Origin of the sequence: Streptococcus cristatus ATCC 51100 (genome assembly GCF_000222765.1) — a bacterium.
Taxonomy (GTDB): domain Bacteria; phylum Bacillota; class Bacilli; order Lactobacillales; family Streptococcaceae; genus Streptococcus; species Streptococcus cristatus.
The window spans coordinates 12,876-35,444 of the sequence record NZ_AFUE01000003.1; the positions used below are offsets into that span (position 1 = coordinate 12,876).

Annotated in this window: 14 protein-coding genes; 4 read left to right on the forward strand and 10 right to left on the reverse strand. The window is 44.1% G+C overall.

Going from position 1 to position 22,569, the window contains the following annotated elements:
* Positions 1–49: 49 nt before the first annotated feature.
* The 4 genes from HMPREF9960_RS01455 to HMPREF9960_RS01470 all read right to left on the reverse strand — a co-directional run bounded on the left by HMPREF9960_RS01455 (position 50) and on the right by HMPREF9960_RS01470 (position 3,115).
* Complete coding sequence (locus HMPREF9960_RS01455) at positions 50–1,330, reverse strand: uracil-xanthine permease family protein (RefSeq protein WP_005590200.1); 1,281 nt, start codon at positions 1,328–1,330, stop codon at positions 50–52.
* Positions 1,327–1,854 (reverse strand): bifunctional pyr operon transcriptional regulator/uracil phosphoribosyltransferase PyrR, encoded by a 528-nt coding sequence (gene pyrR, locus HMPREF9960_RS01460; RefSeq protein ID WP_005590199.1) that lies wholly within the window; start codon positions 1,852–1,854, stop codon positions 1,327–1,329. The genes HMPREF9960_RS01455 and pyrR overlap by 4 nt, the downstream gene beginning before the upstream one ends.
* Before the next feature lie 287 nt (positions 1,855–2,141).
* Positions 2,142–2,768: a Pr6Pr family membrane protein gene (locus HMPREF9960_RS01465; RefSeq protein ID WP_005590198.1), complete on the reverse strand. Its 627-nt coding sequence runs from the start codon at positions 2,766–2,768 to the stop codon at positions 2,142–2,144.
* Positions 2,769–2,776: 8 nt separating this feature from the next.
* Positions 2,777–3,115, reverse strand: a complete 339-nt coding sequence (locus tag HMPREF9960_RS01470) for a zinc ribbon domain-containing protein YjdM (protein WP_005590197.1) — start codon at positions 3,113–3,115, stop codon at positions 2,777–2,779.
* Between the two features lie 207 nt (positions 3,116–3,322).
* Between HMPREF9960_RS01470 and HMPREF9960_RS01475 the strand changes: the two genes are divergently transcribed.
* The 3 genes from HMPREF9960_RS01475 (at position 3,323) to HMPREF9960_RS01485 (ending at position 5,820) form a co-directional block, all read left to right on the forward strand.
* On the forward strand, positions 3,323–3,847 hold the full coding sequence (locus HMPREF9960_RS01475) for an ECF transporter S component (RefSeq protein WP_005590196.1): 525 nt from the start codon (positions 3,323–3,325) through the stop codon (positions 3,845–3,847).
* Positions 3,848–3,885: 38 nt separating this feature from the next.
* Complete coding sequence (locus HMPREF9960_RS01480) at positions 3,886–4,398, forward strand: transcription repressor NadR (protein WP_005592025.1); 513 nt, start codon at positions 3,886–3,888, stop codon at positions 4,396–4,398.
* Between the two features lie 138 nt (positions 4,399–4,536).
* Positions 4,537–5,820, forward strand: a complete 1,284-nt coding sequence (locus tag HMPREF9960_RS01485) for an aminotransferase-like domain-containing protein (protein ID WP_005592020.1) — start codon at positions 4,537–4,539, stop codon at positions 5,818–5,820.
* A gap of 42 nt (positions 5,821–5,862) precedes the next feature.
* On the opposite strand, the gene HMPREF9960_RS01490 is transcribed toward HMPREF9960_RS01485, so the two are convergent.
* The 4 genes from HMPREF9960_RS01490 to HMPREF9960_RS01505 all read right to left on the reverse strand — a co-directional run bounded on the left by HMPREF9960_RS01490 (position 5,863) and on the right by HMPREF9960_RS01505 (position 10,775).
* Entirely contained in the window at positions 5,863–7,602 is a 1,740-nt protein-coding gene (locus HMPREF9960_RS01490) for an ABC transporter ATP-binding protein (protein ID WP_005590191.1), read from the reverse strand.
* A complete protein-coding gene (locus HMPREF9960_RS01495; protein WP_005590189.1) occupies positions 7,599–9,347 on the reverse strand; it encodes an ABC transporter ATP-binding protein in 1,749 nt (582 codons plus the stop codon). The genes HMPREF9960_RS01490 and HMPREF9960_RS01495 overlap by 4 nt, the downstream gene beginning before the upstream one ends.
* A gap of 112 nt (positions 9,348–9,459) precedes the next feature.
* Positions 9,460–10,131, reverse strand: coding sequence for an MmcQ/YjbR family DNA-binding protein (locus tag HMPREF9960_RS01500; RefSeq protein ID WP_005590187.1), 672 nt, complete (start codon positions 10,129–10,131; stop codon positions 9,460–9,462).
* 11 nt (positions 10,132–10,142) lie between these two features.
* Positions 10,143–10,775 carry a copper homeostasis protein CutC gene (locus HMPREF9960_RS01505; protein WP_005590186.1) on the reverse strand — a complete coding sequence of 211 codons (633 nt, stop codon included), beginning with the start codon at positions 10,773–10,775 and terminating at the stop codon, positions 10,143–10,145.
* A gap of 282 nt (positions 10,776–11,057) precedes the next feature.
* On the opposite strand from HMPREF9960_RS01505, the gene pepT reads away from it, so the two are divergent.
* Positions 11,058–12,281 carry a peptidase T gene (gene pepT, locus HMPREF9960_RS01510; protein ID WP_005590184.1) on the forward strand — a complete coding sequence of 408 codons (1,224 nt, stop codon included), beginning with the start codon at positions 11,058–11,060 and terminating at the stop codon, positions 12,279–12,281.
* A 173-nt stretch (positions 12,282–12,454) separates the two neighbouring features.
* On the opposite strand, the gene HMPREF9960_RS01515 is transcribed toward pepT, so the two are convergent.
* Together HMPREF9960_RS01515 and HMPREF9960_RS10905 are read right to left on the reverse strand one after the other, a co-directional pair.
* The gene (locus tag HMPREF9960_RS01515; RefSeq protein WP_005590182.1) at positions 12,455–13,603 is read right to left on the reverse strand and encodes a glycosyltransferase; all 1,149 of its coding nucleotides are present in this window, start codon (positions 13,601–13,603) and stop codon (positions 12,455–12,457) included.
* A 117-nt stretch (positions 13,604–13,720) separates the two neighbouring features.
* The gene (locus tag HMPREF9960_RS10905) at positions 13,721–22,513 is read right to left on the reverse strand and encodes a collagen-flanked surface repeat-containing protein (RefSeq protein WP_005592026.1); all 8,793 of its coding nucleotides are present in this window, start codon (positions 22,511–22,513) and stop codon (positions 13,721–13,723) included.
* Between the last annotated feature and the right edge of the window lie 56 nt (positions 22,514–22,569).

Genomic DNA, 22,569 nt, shown 5'->3' on the forward strand with positions numbered 1-22,569 from the left:
TACTCCTTTTTTATTAAAAACTTTGGACAAATGTAGCAATCTCGTCAGCCTAATTTTTAGGTTCTGGCAGGATGAGGTAGAGGGCAATTCCGAGAACAGTTGACAAGGCCACTCCTGAAACTTGCAGACCTGATAGTTGCAGGGTCAGACCACCGATACCAGATACCAGAACGACACTGGCAATCAGCAGGTTCTTTTTGTTGTCAAAATTGGTTTGGGCTTCAATCAGAATTTTCAAACCGCTGGAAGCAATTACCCCGAAGAGGGCGATGGAAATGCCACCCAAAACTGGACTTGGAATTGATTGGAGCAGGGCGGACACTTTTCCGACAAAACTCATGATAATCGCCAATACAGCAGCTCCAGCAATTACATAAACACTGTAGATTTTATTGAGTGCCATCACCCCGATATTTTCACCGTAGCTGGTCACTGGCGGAGCACCAAAGATACCCGCGATAACCTGAGCCAGACCATCTCCAGCTAAAGTCTTATCCAAACCAGGCTCTTTAAAGAAATCTTTGCCTGTCAAGCTATTCAGAACCATAACATGCCCAAAGTGCTCTGTCATCGTTACAAAGGCAATCGGTGCCATTGTTAAGATTGCACTTGGATACAATTTAAAATCATAATCTAAAAACGGAAGATTCATTGGCGGAACGTGGAACCAAGAAGCTTTTGTCACATTGGCAAAAGAGATAATCTCCTGACCTGTCACCGCTCCAACAATCAGAGCGAAGATATAGCCAACAATCAAGCCCAGCAAAACTGGAATAATACCAACTATTTTCTTACCGTAGATGTTAAAGAGAATGACACAGAGGAGGGTTACCATCCCGATAGCAAAGTAGGTAATATCGTAAACCTTCTGATCTCCAACGGTCTTATACATCACATCGCCAACGGCTGTACCCGCTAGACTCAGACCAATCACCATGATGATAGGCCCTACCACTACCGGTGGCAAAATCTTATCAATCCAGGCGTTACCTGCGAATTTCACGATGAGGGCCACGATAAAATAGACCAGACCACCCGTGATAGCACCTTGCGCAACCGCAGCAATCCCATCTGTCTTCATTAGGATTTGCATGGCAGCGATATAAGCAAAGCTAGAACCCATATAAGCAGGGATTTTGTACTTAGTCACTGTTAAGTGGGCCAGCGTTCCTAAACCACTTGAAAACAGGGCTACCGCTGGGTCAATTCCCACCAGAATCGGAACCAACACTGTCGCCCCAAACATGGCGAATAAATGCTGGAATGAAAGTCCTAAGAGTAAGCCAGGCTTTGGCATATCATGGACATCGTATTTAACTTCTTGACTCATCTTGTCTCCTCCTCTACAATCAGAACTCGGTCCTGACCATCTTTTTCAGTCATTTCAACAATAATCTCTTCAAGGTGGCTCGTTGGAATATTTTTGCCAACATAGTCTGCCCGAATCGGCAACTCACGGTGCCCGCGGTCCACTAGAACAGCGAGGCTGACGCGTGATGGCCGCCCATTGCTGACAAGATTATCAATGGCTGCGCGGATCGTCCGACCTGTATAGAGCACATCGTCAACAATAATCACTTCACGGTCAGTAATGTCAACTGGAATCACTGTCGTGTCTTCCTTGACCTTGATATCGTCTCGGAAGGGCTTTGTATCCACTTCGCAAACTGGAATCTCAATTTTCTCAAGCTGAGCCAGTCGTTGTTGGATGCGTTTGGCAATGAAAACCCCTCTGGTCTTAATGCCTGCCAAAACAATTTGGCTTAAATCCTTGTTGCGCTCGATGATTTCATAGGTGATTCGCGTGATGGCACGATTCATGGTGATCTCATCGACAACTTCCTTTGTCTTCATCTAAACCTCCTAAAAACATTAAAAAAGCCTCCTTTTGCAAGGAGACCTCAGAAAATAGAGATAGGCTGAAACAAGACGCACTTGTCACACTCCACCTATCATTTTTTACTTTGCTCCTTGCCTATCTCTCTGGATAGAATTAAAGGACTATTTAATTGTTTATAACTATACCACAATTTCAATTCCATTTCAAGAAAAAAATGAACTTTTTTCACGATAAATTGCTAATCCATTTCAACAAAATAAAAAACAGAGAACATCTGTTTTCTATTTTCTACTATAATACTCTAAGCTTTCTTCTTTGAAAATGAGATAGATTTGATTCCGTAAAAAATATAACCAAAGACCAGATAGGCCACAAAGATAATCAAGCACATCTTGATAACATAAGGCCAACCGTGCTTATAGACATTAAGGAAAAAGTAGGGAAAGGGTTTATCCTTGGCATTTGGAATATCAATTTTCAAGAAAAAACCATTAATAAGGGCAAAAATCATGTAAATCAGCGGAACACTTGTCCAAGAAATGGGATCGAACCAACGATACTGCCGATTTTTATCAAATACAAGAGTATCAAAGAAAAACATGAGAGGCACGATGTAATGGCAAAGGAAATTTTCCAAGCGATAAAAATCTGTCGCAATCGGAGCTAGGAGCAAGTGATAGACCACGCAGGTAATCATGATACACATGGTCACACCGCCCTTCACGCGCAACAGCTTGGAACTCTCCCAGTTATTGTCCGTCCACATTCTAAAAATGAGATAGGCGGTGAATAACAGAACCAGAAGATTAGACAAGACAGTGTAGTACATCAGCATTCCCACGCCAAGTTTAGCAATTTCCAGATAGACCCCTACAAAAGCCAAAACAAGAAGAAGAAGGCGATAAGAAAGAATTACTTTTTTATTCATAGCGCTTCTCAGATTTTCTTGACAAATTCTGACTTGAGCTTCATAGCACCAAATCCATCAATCTTACAGTCAATATTGTGGTCACCTTCGACAATGCGGATATTTTTCACGCGCGTTCCTTGTTTGAGATCCTTTGGAGCACCCTTGACTTTCAAGTCCTTGATTAAGGTAACTGTATCACCATCAGCCAACTGGTTTCCATTCGCATCAATAGCCACTGGACCAGCTTCTCCTGCTGCAACTTCTGCAGGATCCCATTCATAGGCACATTCTGGGCAAACCAAGAGGACACCATCTTCATAAACGTATTCTGAGTTACATTTTGGGCAATTTGGTAAATTATTCATAAATTCATTTCTCCTTATAAGTGGGCAGACATTCAGAAAAAAATAAGAACTGAGTGACAGCCATATTTTACCGTCTTATTATACGATATTTTATCTTATTTGACAAATGGACAAAGAAAATCACTTGTTTTTAAAAAACTTTCTTGACTTTTGTGTCAAAACAATGTACCATTCTAGTGTATATACAGAAGTTAAAAGGAGTTTATTATGAAACCAACATCCAAAAATCAGTTTATGACACTGACCGCTTTCTTGACTGCCCTAGCCATCGTTATCCCGCTAGTCATGCCGATTAAGATTGTCATTCCGCCTGCTTCCTTCACTTTAGCCAGCCACGTTGCAATCTTTCTGGCCATGTTCATCTCACCACTCATGACAGTGATTGTCGTTCTCGGCTCTACCATCGGATTTTTCATGTCCGGTCTTCCTTTCATCATCACCCTGAGAGCCCTGTCTCACCTACTCTTCGGTACTATCGGAGCTCTTTACCTGCAAAAGCATCCTGACATATTGGACAATCAGAAAACGACTTGGATCTTTAATTTCGTGCTGGCCCTGATTCATGCCTTTGGTGAGGTAGTGGTCTGCATTCTCTTTTACACGACAACAGCCTATCCGGCTAATGCCTTCTATATCCTCTTTGGTTTAGTTGGATTTGGAACAATCATTCACAGTATGGTTGACTTTGTCATTGCAAAAATTGTCTATCAGGCTCTGAAAAAGATTCGTTAAATCTTGAATCTTCTAGAGATTTGATTTACAATGAAGTTATGACAAAAAAACGAAGAAATGATTTATTAGAGCTTTTAAAAGAAGCTCGGCAACCTTTAAATGGACAATTTTTGGCGGAACAATTTCATGTCACTCGTCAGATTATCGTTCAGGATATTGCCCTACTGCGAGCCGATGGCACTCCCATTATCAGTACCAATAGGGGCTATCTCTATAAAGAAAGCAATCAGCCCACTCATTTTCACAGACTTTTTAAACTCAAGCACATAGCGGATGATATCGAAGCAGAACTTTTGGCCATTGTTGATAATGGCGGACGAGTGCAAAATATCATGATTGAGCATCCTGTCTATGGGGAAATCCAGACCTATCTGAAATTGACCTGCCGCCGCGATGTACAACAATTTTTAAAGCAAATTTCAGAGAGCGATTTTCGTGCATTATCCGAGCTAACAAATGGAATTCATTACCATTTAATCGAGGCAGATTCTCAGCAGGACTTAGACTATATCGAGGAAGCCTTAGCTACACTGGGCTTTCTGCAAGAATAGGCACAAGGATAATATTCTAGATTGAACCAGTTTTGAAGAAAATTCAAGGCTGGTTTTTATATTTTAAATGAACAAGAAACTTTGTCAACTTCCTAGAAATAAGGTAAAATAAGAGAAAGAAATCTGTAGGGGGACAGAATGGCAGCAAAAGCTAAATACCAAATCATCATGGATAAAATTATTAGGGACATTGACAAGGGAAGACTTACTAGGGGACAAAAGATTCCCTCCGTCCGCAAGCTGGCAGACCGCTACCGTTGCAGCAAGGATACTGCTCAGAAGGCTCTGATTGAACTTCGTTATCAGGAGTACATCTATGCTGTGCCTAAGAGCGGCTACTATGTCTTGGAAAATGACCAAAATAAAAAGGAAGATATCGAGCTGGCTGTGACAGACGACCGCCATCAAGCCTATGAAGACTTCCGCCTTTGTGTCAATGAAACGCTGATTGGTAGAGAAAACTATCTTTTCAACTACTATTCCCAACAAGAAGGACTGGAGGAGTTGCGACAGTCAGTCCAGTGCTTGCTCTTGGACTCGGCGGTCTACACTTCTGCAGATAATCTGATTCTGACTTCCGGTACCCAACAAGCCCTCTACATTCTCTCTCAGATCGACTTTCCTAATAGCAAAGAGACCATTCTGGTGGAGCAGCCCACCTACCATCGGATCAACGACTTATTGCTAAACCAGAAACTACCTTATGAGACCATTGATCGTAAACCAACTGGGATTGACCTAAACGAGTTAGAGAGGATTTTTCAAACAGGACAAATCAAGTTTTTCTATACGATTCCCCGTTTCCACTATCCACTAGGACATTCCTACAGCCGTCAGGAAAAGGAAGAAATCCTTGCCCTTGCTGAGCGTTATGATGTCTATATCGTTGAAGACGACTATCTGGCCGACTTTGATAGCAAGCGAGAACTGCCTTTTTACTATCTAGATGACAGCCAGCATGTTCTCTATATCAAGTCTTTTTCCACCAGCCTTTTTCCCGCCCTGCGCATTACAGCCTTGGCCCTTCCACCTCAGATTCGAGAAACCTTTCTATCCTATAAAATAGCGGTTGACTACGACAGTAACCTCATCATGCAAAAGGCTCTTTCCCTCTATATTGACAATCTGATGTTTGAAAAAAATCGTCTGGCATTATTGAACCAACTGGAAGTTGAAAAGAATAAGGCACAATTCCTCTTGGACGACCTTCATTTCCCTCTACCCCACCAGTTGACAACCGATGGCGTGATTTTTGACCTTCAATCCCTCGCATCAGTCAGCTCCCTCAAACATAGCAAGCTGCCGCTGGACTTTTTTGAAAGCAGCTACATTCAGACTTGCCCCTACCACTATGCTAAGATACGGTTTGATGATTTGAAAGAAAATCTGGAAAAATTGAAAGACTATCTAAAAAAGTTGTAGGCATATTGTCCTACAACTTTTGTTTGAATTTCTCCTTGTTTATCAGGCATCCATCATCCCAGCCTGCAGCTGATACATTTTCTTATAGGTCCCGTTTTGTGCTAGAAGCTCTTCGTGGCTACCAGACTCAATGATGCGCCCTTTATCTAAAACGTAGATGCAATTGGCATCCTGAATCGTAGATAACCGATGGGCAATGGCAATAGTGGTTCGACCCTGCCGCATTTTCCGGAGGGAATGCTGGATCAGCTCCTCAGTTTCTGAATCGATATTGGCAGTGGCTTCGTCCAAAATCAAGATTTTAGGCTTGGTTGCGATGGTTCTGGCAAAAGCCAAAAGCTGTCGTTGGCCACTAGAGAAGGTGGAGCCGCGCTCAGTAACCGGATTATCATATCCCTGAGGTAGTTGGCTGATAAAGTCATGGACATCAACAAAGCGAGCTGCTTCTTCGACCTCTGCTTGTGACAGACTCTCCTGATACATGCAGATATTGGAGGAAATACTGCCGTGGTAGAGAAAGGGATCCTGCAATACAAGACCGATATTGCGGCGTAACTCTGCTTGACTATAGTCTTTGATGTCTCTGCCATCGATAAGAATCCTACCTTTTTCAAATTCATAAAAGCGCAGGAAAAGATTGATAATAGAAGATTTTCCCGAACCCGTTGACCCGACAAAGGCAATCGTCTCACCTTGCTTAACGCTAAAGGAAATGTCCTTTAGAATCTCCCGCTTTCCGTCATAGGAGAAGGTCACGTGCTGAAAGTCAATATTTCCTGCCTGAATCTCAGGTCCCTCTTCTGCTTGCTCAGGCTCAAAGTCTCGACGATCCATGAGTTCAAAAACGCGCTCCGCAGCCACCATGGATGTCTGAAGAACAGAGTAATTTTGCATGACATCAATCAGGGGATTGAAAAGCTGATTGACATACTGGATAAAAGCATACATGACACCAGCAGTCACTCCAGCTACTTGCCAGCTCAAGCCAAAATAAGTCAGAATAAGAGCATAAGCCAAGATTTTCAGCAAGGACATAGCTGGGCGCAGAAAGAGGCTGTTCACATTCAGATAGCGATTGCTAAAGTCTAGGTGTTCTCCATTGATTGCTTCAAATTCTTCGATTAGCCGCTTTTCCTGACTAAAAGCTTGAATGATCCGCATCCCTTCAATGCTCTCAGAAAGTTTGACATTGAGGTCGCTTAGTTTAGCTCGAACTTGCTTGAGCAAGCAATTGGACAGGCGCTGATACAGGATAATCGAGCCAAGCATGACAGGCAAAAAGAGGACAATCAGTAGAGTCAGCCGCCAATTCAGAGCCAGCATAGTTGCAATTGTCACCACCAAGATAAGCATGGAGCTGAGGAAGTTTGAAAAAATACTGCTAAACATATCAGCCACTGACTGGGTATCGTTGGTCAAGCGAGAAACGATAGCCCCTGCTGCAGTCTGATCAAAATACACCATCCCTAATTGCTGCATATTCGCAAAAGTTTCCTGCCGAAGATCACGGACAATGCTATAAGCCACTCGTGCAAAAGCATACTGCCCCAGAAAAGTAAGGAGCACTCGCAAAAGAAAGAGGCCATAGTAAATTCCCAGCAGATAGAGCCCATTTGTCGCTGCCTCTCGGCTGACAAACTGGTCAATATAAAACCGAGCTAAAAGCGGTAAGGCAGTTGTCACCAGAGTCGTTGCGAAAATAAAAGCTAGAGCCAGCAGGCTAATCCATTTGTAGCGCCACATATAGCCTAGGAGGCGTCTAAAAGTTGATTGTTTTGTCATTTTACAGACTCCTCCTCAAAGCGTTCATATAATTGCTGATTTTGATAGGTTTGAGCATACCAACCCTGTGCTTCTAGAAGTTCTTGGTGGCTACCTCGTTCCTTAATACGGCCATTCTCCAGCACTAGGATCAAATCTGCATGGACAATGGCTGACAGACGATGGGCAGTGATAATGGTCGTCTTACCAGCTCGTTCCTGCTTGAGATTTTCTAAAATCACATGCTCGGTCTTGGCATCCACTGCTGACAAGGAATCATCCAAAATCAAAATTTCTGGGTTGGTGATGAGGGCTCTGCTCATAGCCAAACGCTGCTTTTGACCACCAGAAAGCGAGACGCCCCGCTCTCCAAGTAGCGTATCCAAACCATTCGGCATAGCCTTAATATCTTCATAAACACCACACAGCTGGGCTGCTCGGATGACTTGCTCTTCTGATAGTTCTGGATTGGCAAAGCGGATATTGTCCCGAATGGACAGGGCAAAGATTATCTGATCCTGAGGCACATAACCAATCAGACCTCGCAGATCCTTGAGAGCATACTCTCGGATATCGTGGCCACTCAGATAAATTGCTCCTTCTTGAATATCCTGCTCCCGTAGCAAGAGACGCAGCAAGGTGGTCTTTCCAGATCCAGTCGGCCCGACAATCCCCAAGGTCTGCCCTTTTTCTAATGTAAAGTGAATATCCTTCAAAGTCACTTCGTTCTCATAAGCAAAGTAATCTATCTCATAGTCCAGTCGGCCATTTTGAATACTAGCAAGTGGCTGCTGGGCTTCCTCTACATCCGACTCCTCAGCCAGCAAGCTCTCAATCCGTTCATAGGAAACGGCTCCCCGCTGGCTGATATTCACTAGATAACCCATCGCTTGCAGTGGCCAAACCAGCATATCCAGATAAGTCATAAAAGTAACCAGCTCACCGACTGTAAATTGACCTTGAGAGATAAATATTCCCCCAAAAATCAGGGTCAGAACATAGGATAAGCCGACAAAAATTAGCACCATCGGGTCAAACAGGGAATTGTACTTAGCAGCCAAGATGTTCTTTTGGTAGACTTCTTGGTTGATAGCTGCAAAGGACTGAGTCTCTGCATTCTGATAGCCGAAAGACTTGGTCACTTTAATTCCCGCCACGCTTTCCTGAACTTTATTGTTGAGATCTGAAAAAGCCTCCTGAGCCGCTTTAAAGCTCTCGTGATTCTTCCGACCAATCAAGCTGGTCCCCCAAGACAGAAAGGGCAGAGGAAGAATAGCAATCAGGGTCAGTCGCCAGTCCAAGAGCAAAAACATGGTGATGAGGGTCACCAAGGCCGTAATAGAAGCATCTACCGCTGACATAACACCACCGCCAGCCACGCTAACCACCGCATTGATATCATTGGTCGCATGGGCCATGAGGTCACCCGTTCGGTATTTTTGATAAAAACTTGGCGACATCCGCGTAAAATGCTCAAAAAGCCGAAAGCGTAAGATGCGTCCCAGATTATTGGCCGTGCCAAAGATATAGAGCCGCCAGACATACCGCAAACCATACATGATAAAAGCAGACAAAATCAAAAGAAGAAGATTATAAATAAGTTCTTCAGTGGTCAGACTCTGCCTAGCAATCCTGTCTATGACCTGCCCAATGACTCGTGGAGGAATCAGATTAAAAACACTGACCAGAGACAAGGCCAAAATGCCGATCATATAACGCCGCTTCTCCAATTTAAAAAACCAGTCCAGTTTTCTGATAAGATTCATTTTGTTTCCTCATTCCAAACAAAGGACGGACAGCCCTTAATCCGACTGTCCGTTTCTCACTATCTCTATTATACGCTATTTCATCTAAAAATGAAACTCAGGCAAACTATGCTCATCTTTTCTTAGTCAGGACAAAGCTGGTGTCCAACAAATCAAAAAGTTGCTGGTCGGGCAAGGTTCCATCTAAGGGCAGGCTGAGCCAGTATTTTTTATTCATATGAAAGGCGGGATAAATTCCCTTTTGCTGAATAAGTTCCGCAACTCGGTCACTCTTGACATTGAGAACCTCGATCGCACCATTGCGCTCCTTTTCAAACTTAGACCAATCTGTCGTCAAAAAAGCTCCGTACCATTTCTTGCTATCCTGATGGCGAAAAACAGCGGCTCTATTAGAGCCTTTGCGAGAAGAATTTTCCCAAAGATACTCCAACTGCCCCTGATAAGTAGTCGCCACATAGCTACTCAGTCGCTGACTTTGCTCATAAAGAAAACCTACTTCCTCAAAGCAATGCTGCCGAATATCCAGCAAAACCTCCTGACAGGCCGCCCTGACTTGTCCGACAAACTCTCCAGCCATATTTTCCATCTTGACTTGCCGGTATTCGTCACCTGTATCTAAATCAAGCACCTGAAAATCCAGCTTTCCATCAGAAATCAGCACATCTATCTGGAAGTCGCCAGCCATAATCTTAGTCGAATATCTGTATTCTGCACCAGACCTGACAAAGCCATAATCCAGCAAACTTTCTTCCTTCAGCCTGTATTTTTCAAATAAATCCAGCATGAGCTTTCCTGCTAAAATACTACTTTGGTGCCATGCAATTGATCAACACCTAGAGCGTCAACAATCTCGTCACGATTTTCTAGATTAATTCCACCACCAGGTAAAATCTCTATCCGCCCTGCCGCATGCTCAACCAACTCATCCAGCCAAGCCAAATGCTCTAGAATGGACTCTGACGCTGGCCCACCATGAGTCAAGATCCGCTTAACACCGTGTTCAACCAGCCAGTCTAACTCTCCGAACTGATACTCAGCAGGAATAGCATCAAAAGCCATATGGAAGACCACATCCAGTCCCTGAGCTGCCTCAAGCAGTCGCTCCATCTTAGGATAATCGATCTCGTTATTTTCCGCTAAAACACCAAAAACGAGGCCATGGCTCCCTGCCTCACGTGCCTTCTGAATGTCCGAAAGCATTATCTCGATTTCCAAATCTGAATAAACAAAATTCCCACCACGAGGACGAATCATGGTCATCACAGTCGCATCATAAGGCTTGACCATTCGTACTGCAGCCTCGATGACACCGTAGCTAGGCGTTGTTCCACCAACTGTTAGGTTATCACACAGTTCAACCCGCTTCGCTCCAGCTTCTAAAGCCTTGTCTAGCAAGGTGATATTCTCCGCACAAAATTCATAAATCATGGCACTACCTCTTATTTACTATATTGATTTTCTGCTTTTTATTATATCACAAAATTTCCTTTAACATGCGCTTCTAGCATATTGGCCACCGCCTTTTCTCAATCATTTTATATTCATAGTCTTGCAAAAAATCCTATTCTTTAAGTTTATAAGGCTTATTTTCACCTATTTTCATTATGACCATCTTCCAAGCCTTTTCAACTAGTGAAATGGTGACTTACGGGTGTCTTTTGTTCAAGATTGTGATAAAATAGACTTAATCTATGAAAACAAGGAGCTTTTATGAAATACCCTAATCTTTTAGATCGTTTCCTGACCTATGTCAAAGTTAACACACGCTCAGACGAAACGTCTACTACTACACCCAGTACCCAGAGTCAGGTGGACTTTGCTAATAATATCCTTATCCCTGAAATGAAACGGGTTGGCTTGGAAAATGTCTACTACCTGCCCAACGGATTTGCAATTGGGACTCTGCCAGCCAACGATCCTAGCTTTACCCGCAAGATTGGCTTTATTTCCCACATGGATACGGCGGATTTCAACGCAGAAAACATCCAGCCACAGGTCATTGAAAATTATGACGGCGGTGTGATTCCGCTTGGGCAATCTGGCTTTAACTTAGATCCTGCAGACTTCGCCAGTCTCCATAAATACAAGGGCCAAACTCTGATTACGACTGACGGAACAACCCTTTTGGGAGCAGACGACAAGTCAGGTATTGCTGAAATCATGACTGCTATCGAATACCTGTCTGCCCACCCAGAGATCAAGCATGGAGAAATCCGAGTGGGCTTTGGTCCAGACGAGGAAATCGGTATCGGAGCTGATAAGTTTGACGCGGAAGACTTCGATGTGGACTTTGCCTACACAGTGGATGGCGGACCTCTAGGTGAGCTCCAGTACGAAACCTTTAGCGCTGCTGGCGCAGAATTGACCTTCCAAGGTCGCAATGTCCATCCAGGAACTGCTAAGGACCAGATGGTCAATGCACTTCAGCTGGCTATTGACTTCCACAACCAGCTGCCAGAAGACGACCGACCAGAGAAGACCGATGGCTACCAAGGCTTCTACCACCTGATGAACTTGACCGGTACTGTCGAAGAAGCTCAAGCCAGCTACATTATTCGTGACTTTGAGACAGAGGCTTTTGAAAATCGCAAAGCTGCTATGCAGGCTATCGCTGATAAGATGAACCAAGAGCTAGGCAGCGAGCGTGTTATTTTGACCCTTAAAGACCAGTATTACAACATGAAGCAGGTCATAGAAAAAGACATGACACCTATCCATATCGCCAAAGCAGTCATGGAAAGTCTGGACATCCAGCCTGTCATCGAGCCTATCCGTGGCGGAACTGATGGCTCTAAAATTTCCTTTATGGGCATTCCGACACCTAACCTCTTTGCCGGCGGCGAAAACATGCACGGCCGCTTCGAATATGTCAGCCTAGAAACCATGGAACGCGCTGTCGATACCATCATTGGCATCGTCTCTTATCAAGAATAAATAAAAAACAGAAATTCATAACGAATTTCTGTTTTTTTATGACTTTAAAAACTAAGAGCCAAGCTAATACCAACTGCTCCAAGAGCAAAAAAGGAGAAGACCAATTGGTCCTCTCCAAAGTTTGGCATGTATCAGGCCGTTATACTCGACAAAAACTGTATTGACAGATTCAATTAAGCTTCTGTACCGTTAATGACTTCTATAATCTTCTCAATAATCTCATTATCTAGATACTGTTCGAACTGAGGTAAGTATTCATAATAGTTCTTATAAGTATCGGCCTGACCTGCCAGAATTAAAGCTCTGAAGCCTTGGTAGGCAACTTCAAAATTCCCTATTTTGACACCATTTTCTAACAATTCAAATGGAATCCAATAGTCATAAACCCTATTCCAGCTGAAAAGGCTATCTGGATTCAATTCTAAATCCTTGGCCATATAAGCATAAGCAAAAGCAATGTGATGCTGCCCTGCCTCTCTATATAATTTAGCTAATTGAGACCATGCTTCAGCGCGATTAGGGTTAATCTGGATAGCTTTTTCCAAATACTCTCGTCCTTCAAGAGCTTTCCCTTCATTTTCATAAATTTGTGCTATTTCTAGACACGAATAATAAGCTTCCTCTGACCATCCATCCGTCATAACTGCACGTTTTTTGAACCAAGACAAGGCCTCCTGGTATAAACCTGCATCACGATAAGATCTCGCACAATAAAAGGTATATCTAGGCTCTAAATCAGGGTCTTGATTATTATAAACAGCATTTGCAAGTACAGTTGCATCATGATAATATTTATCATCATCTAGACTTCGTGCACCTCTTGTTCTTGCAATGACTGAATAAGGTCCTACAAGATTTCCATAACTGGCACCTTCAGGCAATTCAATAAATTCATGCACAACTCCTCGCCAATAAATTTCTGGATTATTTTTAACAAGAGCTACACGACGAAATGAAAGAACTCCACTCTCATCTGAAAAATTGAGATAATAGGCATCTGCTTCAAGATCAGTAGAAATTTTTAAACTACCTTCAACGAAATCATCTGCATCAAAGATTAGAATATAGTCTCCCTTTCCTCTTGCATAATTTAGGGCTAAATTTCTATTATGTGCAAAGTTTTGCCATTCATCTTTGTGCAATTCTCCTGGAATTCCCACCTCACTAAAAAAGTTCAAGATAAGGTTTTCCGTTCCATCTGTGGAGCCAGTGTCAGAAATGACCCAGTAGTCAAATGTGATTGAATTGACCAAATTTTGGAGTGTTTCCAAAATTATATGGGCTTCATTTTTTACAATCATATTCAATACAATTGATGACATTCAATTCCTCCAAAACATTAATACAACAAAACTAGAGGCTAGTAGAATTTTAATAATCCTAATAGCCTCTGTTTTACTCTAAACTTGATATTGCTTAAATTTTATAAATAGAATATCTTAGAGTTCTTCTTCTTTTCGCTTAGAAACACCTAAGGCAGCTAGAAGTGCAGCTGATAGAAGTCCTGCGCCTACCAGACCTACTTCATGGTTGCTATTATCACCAGTCTTAGGAAGGGTTCCTGACTTAGCTACTACTTTGGTTGTTCCTGCAGGTTTTGTTGGCTTAGCTGGAACTGTTGGAGCTGTTGGAACTACTGGTTTTATTGGATTAGTAGGGCCAGTTGGACCTGTAGGACCGGTTGGACCAGTTGGGCCTGTAGGACCGGTTGGACCTGTAGGACCAGTTGGACCGGTTGGGCCGGTTGGACCAGTTGGACCTGTAGGACCAGTTGGACCGGTTGGGCCGGTTGGGCCGGTTGGACCTGTAGGGCCGGTTGGACCTGTAGGACCAGTTGGACCTGTAGGACCAGTTGGACCTGTAGGACCTGTAGGGCCGGTTGGACCTGTAGGGCCGGTTGGACCTGTAGGGCCGGTTGGACCTGTAGGACCGGTTGGACCGGTTGGGCCGGTTGGGCCGGTTGGACCGGTTACACCCTTGCCATCTTTACCGTCCTTACCGTCCTTACCATCTTTACCATCTTTTCCGTCTTTGCCGTCCTTACCATCTTTACCATTTCTGATAATTGTAGAAGATGTTACTTCATCAGAATCAACCTTACCATTGTTATTCTTATCAATTCCAACAAGAATAGTAACACTACCATCTTCATTTTCAACGAGCGTTACAAGTGAGCTTTGACCATCTTTACCGTCTTTGCCGTCCTTGCCATCTTTACCGTCTTTTCCATCTTTAACGATTGTAGCAGAGGTTACTTCATCTGGATCAAGCTTACCATTACCATTTGTATCAAAACCAATCTTAATGGTGTGTGTTCCATTTTGGTTGTCAACTACTTCTGCTAATGGTGTCTTACCATCTTTACCGTCTTTCACGATAGTTGTTGAAGTCACTTCGCTTGGATCAAGTTTACCGTCACCGTTCTTATCGAGTCCAACTTTAACAGTATGAGTACCGTCGTTGTTGTTAACTACTTCAGTTAATGATGATTTACCATCTTTTCCATCTGCACCAGTTGCACCTGTCGCTCCTGTAGCACCAGTTGCGCCATCTTTCACGATAGTCGTTGAAGTTACTTCACTTGGATCAAGCTTACCGTCGCCGTTCTTATCGAGACCGACCTTAACAGTGTGCGTACCATCGTTGTTGTTAACTACTTCAGTTAATGATGATTTACCATCTTCACCCTTAGCTCCTGTGGCACCTGTTGCCCCAGCTTTGCCATCCTTACCATCTTTGATGATAGTTGAAGATGTCACTTCGTCTGGATCAAGCTGACCGTTGCCGTTCTTATCAAGTCCGACTTGAACAGTGTGAGTGCCATCGTTATTGTCTACAACCTTAGCCAATGATGGTTTACCATCCGCTCCTGTTGCACCGTCTTTAACGATAGTCGTTGACGTTACTTCACTTGGATCAAGTTTACCATCACCATTCTTATCAAGACCAACTTTAACAGTATGCGTACCGTCGTTGTTGTTAACTACCTCAGTTAATGATGATTTACCATCTTCACCCTTGGCTCCGGTCGCTCCTGTAGCTCCAGTTGCGCCGTCTTTAACGATAGTTGTTGACGTTACTTCACTTGAATCAAGTTTACCATCGCCATTCTTATCAAGTCCGACCTTAACAGTATGCGTACCGTCGTGGTTATCAACTACTTCAGTTAATGATGATTTACCATCTTCACCTTTATCGCCTTTAGCTCCGGTCGCTCCTGTAGCACCAGTTGCGCCGTCTTTAACGATAGTCGTTGAAGTTACTTCACTTGGATCAAGTTTACCGTCGCCGTTCTTATCAAGACCAACTTTAACAGTATGCGTACCGTCGTTGTTGTTAACTACTTCAGCTAATGGAGATTTACCATCCTTACCGTCTTTAACGATGGTAGATGAGGTCACTTCGTCTGAATCCAACTGACCGTTGCCGTTCTTATCAAGTCCGACTTGAACAGTATGAGTGCCATCGTTGTTGTCTACAACCTTAGCCAATGATGGCTTGCCATCTTCACCCTTAGCTCCAGTTGCGCCTGTAGCACCAGTTGCGCCATCTTTCACGATAGTCGTTGACGTTACTTCACTTGGATCAAGCTTACCGTCGCCGTTCTTATCAAGTCCGACTTGAACAGTATGAGTGCCATCGTTGTTGTCTACAACCTTAGCCAATGATGGCTTGCCATCCGCTCCGGTTGCGCCTGTAGCACCGGTAGCACCAGTTACGCCGTCTTTCACGATAGTTGTTGAAGTTACTTCGCTTGGATCAAGCTTACCATCACCATTCTTATCAAGACCAACTTTAACAGTATGCGTACCATCGTTGTTGTTAACTACTTCAGTTAATGATGATTTACCATCTTCACCCTTAGCTCCGGTGGCGCCAGTTGCTCCTGCTTTGCCATCCTTACCATCTTTGACGATGGTTGAAGATGTTACTTCATCTGAATCCAACTGACCGTTGCCATTCTTATCAAGACCAACTTTAACAGTATGAGTACCGTCGTTGTTGTTAACTACTTCAGCTAATGGAGATTTACCATCCTTACCGTCTTTAACGATGGTAGATGAGGTTACTTCGTCTGAATCCAACTGACCGTTGCCGTTCTTATCAAGTCCGACTTGAACAGTGTGAGTGCCATCGTTATTGTCTACAACCTTGGCCAATGATGGCTTGCCATCCGCTCCGGTTGCGCCTGTAGCACCAGTTGCACCGTCTTTAACGATAGTCGTTGAAGTTACTTCACTTGGATCAAGTTTGCCATCGCCATTCTTATCGATTCCAACTTTAACAGTATGAGTACCGTCGTTGTTGTTAACTACTTCAGTTAATGATGATTTACCATCTTCACCCTTAGCTCCTGTTGCACCTGTTGCACCAGTTACGCCATCTTTGACGATTGTTGTTGAAGTTACTTCACTTGGATCAAGCTTACCATCACCATTCTTATCAAGACCAACTTTAACAGTATGAGTACCGTCGTTGTTGTTAACTACTTCAGCTAATGGAGATTTACCATCCTTACCATCTTTAACAATGGTAGATGAGGTTACTTCGTCTGGATCCAACTGACCATTGCCGTTCTTATCAAGTCCAACTTTAACAGTATGTGTGCCGTCGTTGTTGTCTACGACTTGAGCCAATGATGGCTTACCATCTTCTCCTTTAGCTCCAGTCGCGCCGGTCGCACCGGTTGCGCCAGCTTTTCCATCTTTGACGATAGTTGAAGATGTTACTTCATCTGGATCCAACTGGCCGTTATTGTTCTTATCGAGTCCGACTTGAACAGTATGGGTGCCGTTGTTGTTGTCTACAACCTTAGCTAGTGGAGATTTGCCATCCTTACCGTCTTTAACAATGGTTGATGAGGTTACTTCATCTGAATCCAACTGACCATTGCCGTTCTTATCCAGACCAACTTTAACAGTGTGAGTGCCGTCGTTGTTGTCTACTACTTGAGCCAATGATGGTTTACCATCTTCTCCTTTTGCTCCTGTAGCTCCAGTTTCACCTTTATCGCCTTTGGCTCCGGTCGCGCCTGTAGCCCCAGTTGCGCCAGCTTTTCCATCCTTACCATCTTTAACAATGGTAGATGAGGTTACTTCGTCTGGATCCAATTGGCCGTTGCCGTTCTTATCCAGACCAACTTTAACAGTGTGAGTGCCGTCGTTGTTGTCTACTACTTGAGCCAATGATGGTTTACCATCTTCTCCTTTTGCTCCAGTCGCACCTGTTGCTCCAGTTTCACCTTTATAGCCCTTAGCTCCTGTTGCACCGGTAGCACCTGTAGCTCCAGTTGCACCAGCTTTTCCATCTTTAATGACTGTAGAAGATGTCACTTCATCTGGATCAAGCTGACCATTGTTGTTCTTATCGAGTCCGACTTGAACAGTATGGGTGCCATTGTTGTTATCAACAACCTTAGCTAGTGGAGATTTCCCATCCTTACCATCTTTAACAATGGTAGATGAGGTTACTTCGTCTGGATCCAATTGGCCGTTGCCGTTCTTATCAAGACCAACTTTAACAGTGTGCGTGCCGTCGTTGTTGTCTACTACTTGAGCCAATGATGGTTTACCATCTTCTCCTTTTGCTCCTGTAGCTCCAGTTTCACCTTTATCGCCTTTGGCTCCGGTCGCGCCTGTAGCTCCGGTCGCGCCAGCTTTTCCATCCTTACCATCTTTGATGATTGTAGATGATGTTACTTCGTCTGGATCAAGCTCACCATTTCCGTTCTTATCAAGACCGACTTGAACTGTGTGTGTGCCATTGTTATTATCGACAACCTTAGCTAGCGGAGATTTACCGTCCTTACCGTCTTTAACGATGGTAGATGAGGTTACTTCATCTGGATCCAATTGGCCATTGCCGTTCTTATCAAGGCCAACTTTAACAGTGTGAGTGCCGTTGTTATTATCGACAACTTGGGCTAATGATGGCTTGCCATCTTCTCCTTTGTCGCCCTTAGCTCCGGTCGCGCCTGTAGCACCAGTTTCACCTTTATCGCCTTTAGCTCCGGTTGCGCCTGTAGCACCAGTGGCACCGGTTGCACCAGCTTTTCCATCCTTACCATCTTTGATGATTGTAGATGATGTTACTTCGTCTGGATCAAGCTCACCATTTCCGTTCTTATCAAGACCGACTTGAACAGTATGGGTGCCGTTGTTGTTGTCTACTACCTTAGCTAGTGGAGATTTACCATCCTTACCATCTTTAACGATGGTTGATGAGGTTACTTCATCTGGATCCAATTGGCCGTTGCCGTTCTTATCCAGACCAACTTTAACAGTGTGAGTGCCGTCGTTGTTGTCTACTACTTGAGCCAATGATGGTTTACCATCTTCTCCTTTTGCTCCTGTAGCTCCAGTTTCACCTTTATCGCCTTTAGCTCCGGTCGCACCTGTAGCACCAGTGGCACCGGTTACGCCAGCTTTTCCATCCTTACCATCTTTGATGATTGTAGAAGATGTCACTTCATCTGGATCCAATTGGCCATTGCCATTCTTATCCAAACCGACTTGAACTGTGTGTGTGCCATTGTTATTATCGACAACCTTAGCTAGCGGAGATTTACCGTCCTTACCGTCTTTAACGATGGTAGATGAGGTTACTTCATCTGGATCCAATTGGCCATTGCTGTTCTTATCCAGACCAACTTTAACAGTGTGAGTGCCGTTGTTATTATCGACAACTTGGGCTAATGATGGCTTGCCATCTTCTCCTTTGGCTCCTGTTGCTCCTGTTGCGCCAGCTTTTCCATCCTTACCATCTTTGATGATTGTAGATGAGGTTACTTCGTCTGGATCAAGCTCACCATTTCCGTTCTTATCAAGACCGACTTGAACAGTGTGAGTGCCGTTATTGTTATCAACAACTTTAGCCAATGGAGACTTGCCATCTTTTCCGTCTTTAACGATAGTAGATGAGGTTACTTCATCTGGATCGAGCTGGCCGTTGCCGTTCTTATCAAGACCAACTTTAACAGTGTGTGTACCGTCGTTGTTGTCTACGACTTGAGCCAATGATGGCTTGCCATCTTCACCTTTGGCACCAGTTGCGCCTGTTGCTCCAGTTTCACCTTTATCACCCTTAGCTCCTGTGGCACCTGTTGCGCCAGCTTTTCCATCCTTACCATCTTTGATGATTGTAGATGATGTTACTTCGTCTGGATCAAGCTCACCATTTCCGTTCTTATCAAGACCGACTTGAACAGTGTGAGTGCCGTTATTGTTATCAACAACTTTAGCCAATGGAGACTTGCCATCTTTTCCGTCTTTAACGATAGTAGATGAGGTTACTTCATCTGGATCGAGCTGGCCGTTGCCGTTCTTATCAAGACCAACTTTAACAGTGTGTGTACCGTCGTTGTTGTCTACGACTTGAGCCAATGATGGCTTGCCATCTTCACCTTTGGCACCAGTTGCGCCTGTTGCTCCAGTTTCACCTTTATCACCCTTAGCTCCGGTTGCACCTGTGGCACCAGTAGCACCGGTTGCGCCAGCTTTTCCATCCTTACCATCTTTAACAATGGTAGATGAGGTTACTTCGTCTGGATCCAATTGGCCATTGCCGTTCTTATCAAGTCCAACTTTAACAGTATGAGTACCGTCGTTGTTGTCTACGACTTGAGCCAATGATGGCTTGCCATCTTCACCTTTTGCTCCTGTAGCTCCAGTTTCACCTTTATCGCCTTTAGCTCCGGCCGCACCTGTAGCACCAGTGGCACCTGTTTCACCTTTGTCACCTTTTGGTCCTGCTGCGCCTGTAGCTCCGGTTGCACCGGTTGCGCCGGTTGCGCCCTTATCGCCTTTTGGTCCTGCTGCGCCTGTAGCTCCGGTTGCACCGGTTGCGCCGGTTGCGCCCTTATCGCCTTTTGGTCCTGCTGCGCCTGTGGCACCTGTTTCACCTTTATCGCCTTTAGCTCCGGTCGCGCCGGTTGCGCCAGTTGCACCTTTATCACCTTTTGGTCCTGCTGCACCTGTGGCTCCGGTTGCGCCAGTTGCGCCCTTATCACCTTTTGGTCCTGCTGCGCCTGTGGCTCCGGTTGCGCCTGTTGCGCCTGTAGCCCCCTTATCACCTTTTGGTCCTGCTGCACCTGTGGCTCCGGTTGCACCTGTCGCACCCTTATCACCCTTAGGTCCAGTTGGTCCCGCATTACGTTTGACAACCATGATGGTATCTACAGGATCAACGTAATTATGTCCTTTAAATCCTCTTACAGTTCCACCATTTTTAAGTGTCTCAAGTTCTTGAGCTGTAAACTTAGGATTCGGTACGTCATTTAGGTTTTCTGGTTTTGGTCCTACAACAATAACTTGTCCGTCTTTACCTTGTTGGTAAACAATCTGAGAACCAGTTTGATTGTCGAAGGCGCGTTTTTGATCTGGAGTGGCATTCTCATAATCTACGACTCTGACATTATGTGGAATATCCATAACAAATCTGTCATAAGATTTTTCTGGTTCTGGTGCTGGAACTTCATTGACATATGCTGCAGGAGTATAAGTCAAATTAGGGTTCGTTACGACGTTATTCGCTTTTACGTTGGTATTAAATGAGAACCATTGGCGAATTGGACGTGGCCAGTGCTGACCAGGGTTAGTGGTAGCAATATCAAAGCTCAATGATGTACCACTTGTAACTTTTGCAGCACCCGCTCCCCAGAATTCATTTGGATTACCTTGTTGGTCCCATTGATATTCAGTTTGGCCTTTATAAGAGTTATTCTTACCATTTGCATAGTACCAACCATTTGCCTGTGGAACGATAGAAGAACCTACAATTTGTACATTCTGCATATTTGAGCTCAAATTACCATAAATTTCAGCGTAAATATCATTCCCGTGGTGGTTACGTGAAGCGAAAGAAACAACACCAGGTGTTCTGCCAAAGTCTACCTTAGTGCCATCCGCATAATAGAATTCCCATTCCATATGCAATTGGTTACCAGTTCCTTTACGATCATAGCTGGATCCATTCCAAACTGTCATAGTTGGATCTTTATGGATAGCCATTACCATACTATCATCATAAGCAGAACTCTTCTTAGGCGTATATCGAGCAATAGCTTTCGTAATAGGTCGACCACCGGCAAATGAGTTATGCAAGGTGTACTCTACTGTTGTGGTTCTACCAACTTGCGTATGAACCATGTAGTAACCGTCTGTTTGGTCCTTGATGATTCGCTCAGCTGCTGGCTGACTCGTATCAGCTCTAGTGATGACTGCATTTGGTTGGGTCGTTGTCCCGTCTCGCCACTCACTGTAGCTTCGACTGTCCAAAGCTTCACGAACATATTGATTTCGAGATAAGAGGGTACTGTCTTTGACAAACCAGTCTCCTTGTGCCAGCCTAATCTTAGCCGTTGCATTTGGCTCATCAGAGAACACGAGGTTTTGAGGAGCAATTTGTTGCAAACTTCCTTCTTGACCAGTTAGTTGTTGAGCTCTTTGTTTAGCCGTCAAGTAATCAGAGATTTTTCTATTCATTGCCTGAGCTTCAGTATTTTGAAGATCCGCTGCTTGACGTTCTAACCTGCGTCTTTCTTCGTCAGTTGTTGCGGTTCCAAAATTTCTAAGCTGGTTCGGTGTAACTGGCAAGTTCTCTGATGCTGCTCTATCCAACTGAGTTTTCAAGGCATTAGCTTGAACTGTAGCTAGATTACCATCTTGAGTAACAGTATAGTCAGATCCTTGACGAGTAGCACCAGTATTTCGGAATCCTGATGTACCACTAACACTTCTGAATCCTGATGTGCCTGAACGCTTAGGTTGTGCGGCTGCATTAGTTTCAGAACTTGCTGTTTTTGGCTCTGATTTTTCTTCTTTTGGCTCAGCCTTTTCTTCTGCTTTAGCTTCTTTCGGAGCGCTTGTTTCTTCTGAATTTTCATCTTTTGAAACAGCTGCTTCTTCTGCTTTAGCTACTTCTTCAGTGCTAGGCGCAACTTGATCTTTAGCTTCAGTTGCTTGAGCATTTGCATTTGCTGACGCAGCATTCTTTTCAGGTTCGGCTTGTGCTTCAGTTGCCGGTTTCTCAGACTCTTTTTCATCTGAAACTCTAGCAGCTTCTGCTACTTGAGCTGCTTGGTCTTGTGCAGAAGGACTAACTTCTTGCGCACTTGCAACTCCCCCTCCTAGAAAGAAAATACTTGATCCTAGAAAAACTGAACATGCACCCCATGCTCTCGTCTTACGAATTGTAAAACGTTGCCTTTCTATTTTCTTCCAGTCTTGTCCCATGTATTGGAACCCTCCTTATTATTTAAAATTGTCACTCCCCTAAGTGTACCATATAA

Coding starts and splice junctions, on each gene's coding strand:
- HMPREF9960_RS01485 (WP_005592020.1), top strand. CDS start 4,537: ATGGCAGCAAAAGCTAAATACCAAATCATCATGGATAAAATTATTAGG.
- HMPREF9960_RS01470 (WP_005590197.1), bottom strand. CDS start 3,115: ATGAATAATTTACCAAATTGCCCAAAATGTAACTCAGAATACGTTTAT.
- HMPREF9960_RS01515 (WP_005590182.1), bottom strand. CDS start 13,603: ATGTCATCAATTGTATTGAATATGATTGTAAAAAATGAAGCCCATATA.
- HMPREF9960_RS10905 (WP_005592026.1), bottom strand. CDS start 22,513: ATGGGACAAGACTGGAAGAAAATAGAAAGGCAACGTTTTACAATTCGT.
- HMPREF9960_RS01475 (WP_005590196.1), top strand. CDS start 3,323: ATGAAACCAACATCCAAAAATCAGTTTATGACACTGACCGCTTTCTTG.
- HMPREF9960_RS01500 (WP_005590187.1), bottom strand. CDS start 10,131: ATGCTGGATTTATTTGAAAAATACAGGCTGAAGGAAGAAAGTTTGCTG.
- HMPREF9960_RS01480 (WP_005592025.1), top strand. CDS start 3,886: ATGACAAAAAAACGAAGAAATGATTTATTAGAGCTTTTAAAAGAAGCT.
- HMPREF9960_RS01505 (WP_005590186.1), bottom strand. CDS start 10,775: ATGATTTATGAATTTTGTGCGGAGAATATCACCTTGCTAGACAAGGCT.
- HMPREF9960_RS01455 (WP_005590200.1), bottom strand. CDS start 1,330: ATGAGTCAAGAAGTTAAATACGATGTCCATGATATGCCAAAGCCTGGC.
- pepT (WP_005590184.1), top strand. CDS start 11,058: ATGAAATACCCTAATCTTTTAGATCGTTTCCTGACCTATGTCAAAGTT.
- HMPREF9960_RS01465 (WP_005590198.1), bottom strand. CDS start 2,768: ATGAATAAAAAAGTAATTCTTTCTTATCGCCTTCTTCTTCTTGTTTTG.
- HMPREF9960_RS01495 (WP_005590189.1), bottom strand. CDS start 9,347: ATGAATCTTATCAGAAAACTGGACTGGTTTTTTAAATTGGAGAAGCGG.
- HMPREF9960_RS01490 (WP_005590191.1), bottom strand. CDS start 7,602: ATGACAAAACAATCAACTTTTAGACGCCTCCTAGGCTATATGTGGCGC.
- pyrR (WP_005590199.1), bottom strand. CDS start 1,854: ATGAAGACAAAGGAAGTTGTCGATGAGATCACCATGAATCGTGCCATC.